General features: G+C 63.7%; 8 protein-coding genes. 3 read left to right on the forward strand and 5 right to left on the reverse strand.

Translation table 11 applies throughout. From position 1 onward, the window contains the following. Positions 1-68: 68 nt before the first annotated feature. A complete protein-coding gene (dnaG, locus tag Q4C89_RS10795; protein ID WP_303102631.1) occupies positions 69-1,784 on the forward strand; it encodes a DNA primase in 1,716 nt (571 codons plus the stop codon). A gap of 134 nt (positions 1,785-1,918) precedes the next feature. Here dnaG and Q4C89_RS10800 read toward each other — a convergent pair whose 3' ends face one another. From Q4C89_RS10800 to Q4C89_RS10815, 4 genes are read right to left on the reverse strand one after another with little or no spacing between them, the layout of a single operon-like run. Beyond that, entirely contained in the window at positions 1,919-2,518 is a 600-nt protein-coding gene (locus Q4C89_RS10800) for a histidine phosphatase family protein (protein WP_303102619.1), read from the reverse strand. Next, positions 2,515-4,155 (reverse strand): NUDIX domain-containing protein, encoded by a 1,641-nt coding sequence (locus Q4C89_RS10805; RefSeq protein WP_303102620.1) that lies wholly within the window; start codon positions 4,153-4,155, stop codon positions 2,515-2,517. Before Q4C89_RS10805 ends, Q4C89_RS10800 begins: the two co-directional genes overlap by 4 nt. Continuing rightward, positions 4,152-4,703 (reverse strand): GNAT family N-acetyltransferase, encoded by a 552-nt coding sequence (locus Q4C89_RS10810; RefSeq protein ID WP_303102621.1) that lies wholly within the window; start codon positions 4,701-4,703, stop codon positions 4,152-4,154. The genes Q4C89_RS10805 and Q4C89_RS10810 overlap by 4 nt, the downstream gene beginning before the upstream one ends. Further along, on the reverse strand, positions 4,700-5,305 hold the full coding sequence (locus Q4C89_RS10815; RefSeq protein WP_303102622.1) for a GGDEF domain-containing protein: 606 nt from the start codon (positions 5,303-5,305) through the stop codon (positions 4,700-4,702). Before Q4C89_RS10815 ends, Q4C89_RS10810 begins: the two co-directional genes overlap by 4 nt. Positions 5,306-5,547: 242 nt before the next feature. Here Q4C89_RS10815 and groES point away from each other — a divergent pair, with 242 nt between their 5' ends. Together groES and groL are read left to right on the forward strand one after the other, a co-directional pair. Then, entirely contained in the window at positions 5,548-5,835 is a 288-nt protein-coding gene (gene groES, locus Q4C89_RS10820) for a co-chaperone GroES (RefSeq protein ID WP_303102623.1), read from the forward strand. A 134-nt stretch (positions 5,836-5,969) separates the two neighbouring features. Beyond that, entirely contained in the window at positions 5,970-7,604 is a 1,635-nt protein-coding gene (gene groL, locus Q4C89_RS10825) for a chaperonin GroEL (protein ID WP_303102624.1), read from the forward strand. A gap of 85 nt (positions 7,605-7,689) precedes the next feature. Here groL and Q4C89_RS10830 read toward each other — a convergent pair whose 3' ends face one another. After that, positions 7,690-8,133: an ASCH domain-containing protein gene (locus tag Q4C89_RS10830; protein ID WP_303102625.1), complete on the reverse strand. Its 444-nt coding sequence runs from the start codon at positions 8,131-8,133 to the stop codon at positions 7,690-7,692. Between the last annotated feature and the right edge of the window lie 198 nt (positions 8,134-8,331).

Below are 8,331 nucleotides of genomic sequence, written 5' to 3' on the forward strand. Positions count from 1 at the left end.
CCAGGGCCGAGGGAGGTGGAAAGGTGGCGACCAAAGAAGATGTCCGCGCACGGCTGAATATTGCCGATGTGGTGGGAGAATATGTCCACCTTTCCCCTGCCGGGAAGGGGCGGCTCAAGGGGCTGTGTCCCTTTCACAAGGAAAAAACCCCCTCCTTTCAGGTAGACACCGAGAAAGGCTATTACCACTGCTTTGGGTGCAAGGCCAGCGGCGACGTGTTCAGCTTCGTGCAGCAGGTGGAAAACCTCAGCTTCGGGGACGCGCTTCGCAAGCTGGCCGACCGGGCCGGGCTGGAAATCGAGGTCAAGTACGGCGAGAAGACCAGCCGCGACATTTATGAGGTCAATGCTTTTGCGCTGGACTATTTCCGCTCTCACCTTTCGGGCGCGGCGCTGGACTACCTGCGCGGGCGAGGGCTGACCGACGAAACGATTTCCGCCTTCGAACTCGGCTACGCGCCTGAGGGTTGGGACGGCTTGCTCAAACTCGCCCGCACCAAGGGGCTGAGCGAGCGGCAACTGCTGGAAGCGGGCCTGCTGATTGAAAACCCCGAAAACGGGCGCGTCTATGACCGCTTTCGGGGCCGTGTCATGTTTCCCATCCGTGACCATCTGGGGCGGCTGGTGGGCTTCGGCGGGCGCGTGCTGGACGATTCCAAGCCCAAATATCTGAACACGCCCGAAACCGACGCCTTCAAAAAGGGCGAACTGCTCTACGGGCTGGACAAGGCCCGCCTGGGTCTGAGCAGCGGCGCGGAACTGGTGGTTGTCGAAGGGTACATGGACGTGATCGCCATGCACCAGCACGGCTTTACGGGCGCGGTGGCGAGTCTGGGCACGGCGCTGACCGCCGAACATGCCACGCTGCTCGAACGCCTGGGTGCACAAAGCATCGTGCTGATGTTCGACCAGGACGCGGCGGGCCTCAAGGCGACGCTGGCGGGACTCGACCAGGTCATCGGGGCCAAATTCCGGGTGCGGGCGACCAGTGTTCCCAGCGGCAAAGACCCCGCCGACGCGCTGCTGGCGGGCGACGAGGCCCAGGTACAAGGGGCGCTGGCGGGCGGGCTGGACGAAGTGCGCTACCGCGTGCAGGCCGCCACCGAGAAATACGGCACGGCGACCAACCAGGGCAAACGCAACATTCTGATGGAGCTGCTGCCGCGCATGCAGAACCTCGACCCGCTCGACAGCATCGCCCAGGACATGCGGGCGGCGGCCTGCGAACTGCTGGGCATTCGGCCTGAAGGGCTGCTGGACTGGATAGGGTCCAGGGCCAAAAAGCGCACCCTGACCGACACCCATCTGGCGGGCATGAGCCAGGGTGGGGGCGAGGAAGAGCATGAGCTGGCACTGCTGCGGCAACTGCTGGTGGACCCCTCGCTGCTCGCCAAGCTGGACGGCTCGATGCCCTGGCGCAACGAGGCGGTCAGAAAGGTGATGCTGGCCGCCCGTGACGCCCAGAGTCCCGACGAGATTCTGGACATTTTCCGGGGGCAGCCCGAGGAACAACTGCTGATTCGCCTGATGTTCGAGGCCCGCGACCCGCGCACCCTGTCCCGCGCTTCCTCGCAGGAATACGAGCAGAAGGTGGTCGCCTACGCGGCTACGGCGGTGGATGAGATTCAGGTCACGCTCAACATAGACGCGCTGAGGGCCGAGGTCGCCCTGCTCAAGCAACAGGTCGTCACCGCCCCGCCCGCCGAGCAGATCGCCATTCTGGGCCAAATCAGCGAGTTGCAACGGGCGATAGAGGCCGAAAAACGCGGACGGCGCGGCAACTGATATCGATTCCGATTGAAGTCCCCCAGTTTGGGGGATGAAATCCGACTGGAAGGAGTAGGAACAGCTAAGGATTTCGTGGAATGGAGCCATAGGCGGTGTAGTTGCGACTATGGCGGAATGGAGCGGAATCCGTATTACTCCGGCAAGTGCGGCGCGAGGTTCACGCCCGTCAGCATCACCGTGTGGGACGTGCGGCTGAGGTGCAGGGTGGCGAAACGGGTGTCCTCGAAGGCAAACCAGCCGTGCTGCACGCCGAGCAGTTCACGCAGCATGGAATTGAGGAAGCCGCCGTGCGACACCACCAGAATGTCTTCGCCGCCGCCTTGCCAGACCAGCTCCAGCGCTTGCAGGGCGCGGACGCGAATGGCGGCCTGACTCTCGCCACCGTCCTGAGTAAAGGGGTCAAGGTCGTGGCGGAAGGCCGGAATGGGGTACTTTGCCAGCGCTTCCTCACGGTTCATGCCAGCGAGCGGGCCATTGTCCCATTCGCGCAGAAGGTCGCTGGGCGTCAGCGGAAGGGCCAGCGCCTCGGCCATGACCTGCGCGGTTTGCTGCGCCCGCTTCAGGGTCGAGCAGTAGGCCCGGTCGAATCCCGGTGGGTTGGCCTGCCAGTACGCCGCCAGTCGGCGGGCCTGTTCGCAGCCTACGTCGGTCAGCGGCGAGTCGTAACGGCCCTCATGCACGCCTTCGTCGTCGGCGCGGCTGCGGCCATGTCGCAGAAGAGTGAGTTTCATTCTGACCTCCGGGTCGCCAGGATGACCCTTTCCTTGCGCCCCACCTGAAGCTCGCTGCACGCCAGCCGCGGATGGGCGAACAGGGCGTCCCGCTGGGCGTCGCCACTGTGCAATTCGGCAGGCAGGTACATCGGCGGCGAGAAGTTGTCCACGACCAGCAGTCCGCCGGGACAGAGCGCGTCCACAAGGCGGTCAAGGTGGGCAGTTTCCTGCTTGGCGGGCGCACAATCGCTGAAGATGAGGTAGAACGGCCCGTCCGATAGGGCGTCAGCCCAGTCGCCTGCCTGTACTCGCGCCCGCTCGTCCTGCCGCAGCACCTCCGCCGCTTTCGTGGCCCGCTCCGGGTCGTTTTCTATCGTGAGCAGCGTACTGTCGGCGCTCATGCCCGCCAGCAGCCACGCCGCACCTGCGCCCAGGCCGGTGCCGAGTTCCAGCAGTCGCCCGCCCGGTTTGCCCGCCGCCAGCGTTCGCAGCAGCCGCCCGGTTTCCTCGCTGCACGAGCGGTCGAAGCCCGACGCGAGGGCCAGCGCATACGCCTGAGCGACTAGAGGCGGCAGGCGCAGCGGTTCCGGCGTCTGACCGCGTGCCGCCAGGATTTGCCGCAGTTGTTCGTCCAGTGCCCAGGGCAGCGCGTGGGGGTTGACCCAGATGCAGGATTTTCCTTCGGGGCTGCTTTCCTGTGCCAGCACCCGCAAAGGCACGCAGACCGACCCCGCACCGTCGTCCAGCGTCCAGCCCTCGCCCGCCACTTCGCCGCGCACGCCCGCTTCTTCCCAGGCTTCGCGCACGGCGGCCTGTTGCGGCGTTTCGCCCCTCTCTATGCCGCCGCCCGGCAGTGTCCAGCCCATTCGCGCCTCGGTCATCAGTACCCGTCCGTCCTCCCGCTCTATCCAGGCGCAGGCGCGGCCCGTGCGCTCCAGGCCGGGGGAGAGGTTGGGCGCGAAAGTCTGCGGGCGTGGGGGTGCGGTTCCTTGCAAAAGTTCCAGCCACGCCGCCGGAACGGGCTTGCCCAGCAGTTCAGTGAGCGCGTCGGTGAGTGTCGCCCCGCCCGAGCGCAGGCGGGAGAGCGTGCCGGAGTCGTGAAGTTCGCGGGCGGCCCTGAACTCGGCTTTGTGGGACGCGAAACTTTGCAGAAAACGGTCTTCGGGGCGGTGGCCTTCCTCCAGAAAACCGACCAGGGTCAGCCGCAGCGCCGCCCGCGTGAGGTCCTCCGGCGCACGTCCGACGCGCATCTGTCCCCAGCGGCTCATGTAAGGGTCGTCGCGCAGCAGATGGACGCAGCCGCCCCAGGGGTCAGCCGCCGCGTAACTCACCCCACGAATACCGCTCATGGCGATGGCTCCAGCGCACTGCGGGCAGGGCTCCACCGTCGTCAGCACCGTCCACGACAGGCAATCGGGGCGGCGCATGTCGGGCACGTTCAGCAGCGCATTGATTTCGGCGTGGGCGAGGTCGTGCCCGCCAATCACGCCCGCGTGTGCCCGCCTCGGTTCGCCCAGGCGGTTGCGCCCGCGTGCCACGACCTGCCCCTGGGCGTCCACGATGCACGCGCCGATGGGATAGGAGCCGTAGAGGTAGCCGTCCCAGGCTTCTTGCATGGCGGTGAGCCAGCCGGGGAGAAAGGGGTCGGTGGTCATTCCATCCCACCCAGCCGCGCTTTGACCCCCTCCCACTCCGGGCGCGTGACCGAATACATCACCGTGTCGCGCATCGTTCCGTCGGCGCGGCGCATGTGCGAACGCAGGACGCCTTCGCGCACGCCGCCGATACCCTCAATGGCCCGTTGGGAACGCGTATTCAGGATGTCGGTCTTGAGCTGTACCCGTTCCATCTTCATTTCCTCGAAGGCGTGGGCCAGCAGCAGGCGTTTCATCCGGCGGTTGACCCCCGTGCGCCAGTGCTGCGGCGTGAGCCACGTCCAGCCGATTTCCAGCCCCGAGTGCGCGGCGCGAATATCGCCGTAGCGCGTGCTGCCTGCCAGTTGCCCGCCCACCTCGACCACGAAGGCCAGTTGCATGGGGTCGGTCAGTGCGCCCCGGTAGTAGTCGGGTGTATTCGGCGGCGTGCCCATCAGCCGCAGCGCCTCGGCGTGGGCGGTGGCGAGGTCGCACAGCGGCCCAATGTCGGCTTCGGTGAGGGGGCGCAGGGTCAGGTCGCCGTCTTGCAGGGTGGTCGTATGGTTCACAGTTCTCCCCGGTTCCTTTCAATCAGGTCGTCCAGCGCCTCACGCAGCAGGCTGGCCTCGGTGCGGCCCAGGGCGCCGGACAGCTTGCTCAGGCGTTCCAGTTGGCTCTTGGGGTAGTAGTTGGACTTGAGGACCATCTTGGATTCCACGTAGATGCAGGCCCGCGCCCGGCCCTCGCGTTTGGCCCGCACCATCGCTTCGTCAGCGGCCCGCTTGAGGTCGGCGTACTCGCTGGCGTGGGCTGGGCGAGCGGCGAGGCCCACGCTCAGGCCCAGGGTCTTGGGCCACTGCGGGTCGCGGTGAATGTGAAAGTGCTTGATGACCTCATCGAACAGAATCAGGGCGGTTTCGGCGGCGGTTTCGGGCAACATCACCGCGTACTCGTCGCCGCCGATGCGCCCCACGACGCTGCCCGTCGGCAGACTCCCCGACAGCAGGCGCTCCACGACTTTCAGCACGCGGTCGCCCTCGCTGTGGCCCAGCGTGTCGTTCAGCAGCTTGAAATGGTCGAGGTCAAGCACGGCAAGGGTCAGCGGCGCGTCTCCTAGAGCGGAAAAGGCTTCTTCAAAGGGCATACGGGACAGGATTTCGGGGCGAGCCACTCTTCTGCCTCCTGAATATAGTGGGATGACATATATATATCAAAGCTATAGCCCAAAGAGTCAATACCTGCTTTGCGCGTCCTGGCGCACCTTGAGCGTGTCAGACTCAGATTGTCAGCTAAGGGTGTTTGACATTTTTCGTAGCACCGTACTACCATCAGCTTTGGATAAGCCGTCTGGGTACGGAAAAAACCGCGCCTGGACATCATCCGCCACTCATTTCACTTTCTGGAGGTATACCCATGTTGAAACCATTAGGCGACCGCGTGCTGGTTGAAATTGTCGAAGAAGCCGAGCAGAAGACCGCTGGCGGCCTGTACGTTCCCGATACCGCCAAGGAAAAGTCCCAGCGCGGCAAGGTTGTCGCTGTCGGTAACGGCAAGCTGCTCGACAACGGCACCCGCGTGGCCCTGGACGTGAAAGAAGGCGACACCGTGTACTTCGCCAAGTACGGCGGCACCGAAGTGAGCTTGGAGGGCAAGAACTACAGCATCCTCTCCGAGCGCGACATTCTCGCCATCGTCGAGTAATACCCCTCACCCCCACCCCTTGCTTCGCAAGGCCCTCCCCCATGAAGGGAGAGGGTCAACAGCAAAAAGCCTCCCTCTCATCTTTTAGCGTTTAGACGTTTTGACGTTTAGACGCTCCGTAAGGAGCAACCATCATGGCTAAACAGCTCGTATTCGACGAACAAGCCCGCCGTAGCCTGGAGCGCGGTGTCAACGCCGTCGCCAACGCTGTCAAAGTGACCCTTGGCCCCCGTGGTCGCAACGTGGTCATCGAGAAGAAGTTCGGCAGCCCCACCATCACCAAGGACGGCGTGACCGTCGCCAAGGAAGTGGAGCTGGAGGACAAGCTGGAAAACATCGGCGCCCAGCTGCTCAAGGAAGTCGCCAGCAAGACCAACGACATCACGGGTGACGGCACCACCACCGCCACCGTGCTGGGTCAGGCCATCGTCAAAGAAGGTCTGCGGAACGTGGCGGCGGGCGCTAACCCCCTGGCCCTGAAGCGCGGCATTGAGAAGGCCGTGGCTGTCGCCATCGAAGAAATCAAGAAGCAGGCCCAGCCCGTCGAAGACAGCGAAGCCATCAAGAAGGTCGCGGGCATCAGCGCCAACGACGAAACCGTGGGCGAAGAAATCGCCAGCGCGATGGACAAGGTGGGCAAGGAAGGCGTCATCACCATCGAGGAAAGCAAGGGCTTCGACACCGAAGTGGACGTGGTGGAAGGGATGCAGTTCGACAAGGGCTTCATCAACCCTTACTTCATCACCAACCCCGAGAAGATGGAAGCCGTGCTGGACGACGCCTACATCCTCATCAACGAAAAGAAGATCAGCAACCTCAAGGACATGCTGCCCATCCTGGAAAAGGTCGCCCAGACCGGCAAGCCCCTGCTGATCATCGCGGAAGACGTGGAAGGCGAAGCCCTCGCCACCCTGGTCGTCAACAAGCTGCGCGGCACCCTGAACATCGCCGCCGTGAAGGCCCCCGGCTTCGGTGACCGCCGCAAGGAAATGCTGCGCGACATTGCCGCCGTGACCGGTGGCGAAGTGGTCAGCGAAGACCTGGGTCACAAGCTGGAAAACGTGACCATGGAGATGCTGGGCCGCGCCGCCCGCATCCAGATCACCAAGGACGAAACCACCATCGTGGACGGCAAGGGCGAGCAGAGCGCCATCGACGCCCGCGTGAACGCCATCAAGGGCGAGCTGGACAACACCGACAGCGACTATGCCCGCGAAAAACTCCAAGAGCGCCTCGCCAAGCTGAGCGGCGGCGTGGCCGTGATTCGCGTGGGCGCTGCTACCGAAACCGAACTGAAGGAAAAGAAGCACCGCTACGAGGACGCCCTGAGCACCGCCCGCAGCGCTGTGGAAGAAGGCATCGTCTCGGGCGGCGGCACCACCCTGCTGCGCGTGATTCCCGCCGTCAAGAAGGCCGCTGAAGGGCTGCACGGCGACGAAGCCACTGGTGCGCGCATCCTGGTTCGTGCGCTGGAAGAACCCGCCCGCCAGATCGCTGCCAACGCGGGTGAAGAAGGCAGCGTCATCGTGAACGCCGTCATCAACAGCGACAAGCCCCGCTACGGCTACAACGCCGCCACTGGTGAGTACGTGGACGACATGGTCGCCGCTGGCATCGTCGACCCCGCCAAGGTGACCCGCACCGCGCTGCAAAACGCCGCCAGCATCGCTTCTCTCATCCTGACCACCGAAGCCATCGTCAGCGACAAGCCCGAGAAGGCCGCGCCTGCTGCGCCCGCTGCCCCTGACATGGGCGGAATGGACTTCTAAGACCGTTGATGGTCGATGGTTAATAGTCGATAGAAAAAGGGCCGGAGCCATGTGCTTCGGCTTTTTTGGTGCTTTGAAGCTAGCTTCAGGGTTGCGGCCAGACCACCTCAAAGGTTTCGCATTGCACGGCTTCTTTGTCTGTAAAGGGGTGTTCTGTCTGCTGGCGCAGAAAAAAGTGGCGGTGAGCTTCGCGCCACCAGTCCAGGGTCAGGTCGCCCTCGCCTTCAGCCGCAGCAAAGGCAGCGGAAACTTCAAGGAAAGGCACCTGCTCTACCTGCACGGTGCGGATAATGGCCCTGGGCTGGTTCCGTCCGTCCAGCACGATAGAGAGCATGCCCTCATAAACACTCGGGTCAGCAGGCCATCCTGTCGTGGCTGTTTTTTTGCCGCTCAGTACCAGAGCAAGCAGGCGGTCAGCCATCTCGGGTGAGTCTCCAAATTGGAAGGCTTCGGGGGCTTCGGTCAGGGCGGGGTCGTAAGCCTGTGCAAAGGCCAGGAGCCGTTTTTGCTGTTGTTCATCGGGGGTCATCTTGCTGCAAGTTTAGCGGCTGCCATCCTGTCGCTCCCAAATTTTCTTTCTAAAATAAATCGCTTTACTTTTCAAACCGATTTTGATAATCTCTTGCCATGAAGAAGATTGGTTTCCTTTCGTTCGGGCATTGGAACCCCCACCCGCAGGCCAAAACCCGCTCGGCGCGTGACGTGCTGCTGCAATCTATTGACCTCG

The organism is Deinococcus sp., from assembly GCF_030523985.1.
Lineage (GTDB): Bacteria > Deinococcota > Deinococci > Deinococcales > Deinococcaceae > Deinococcus.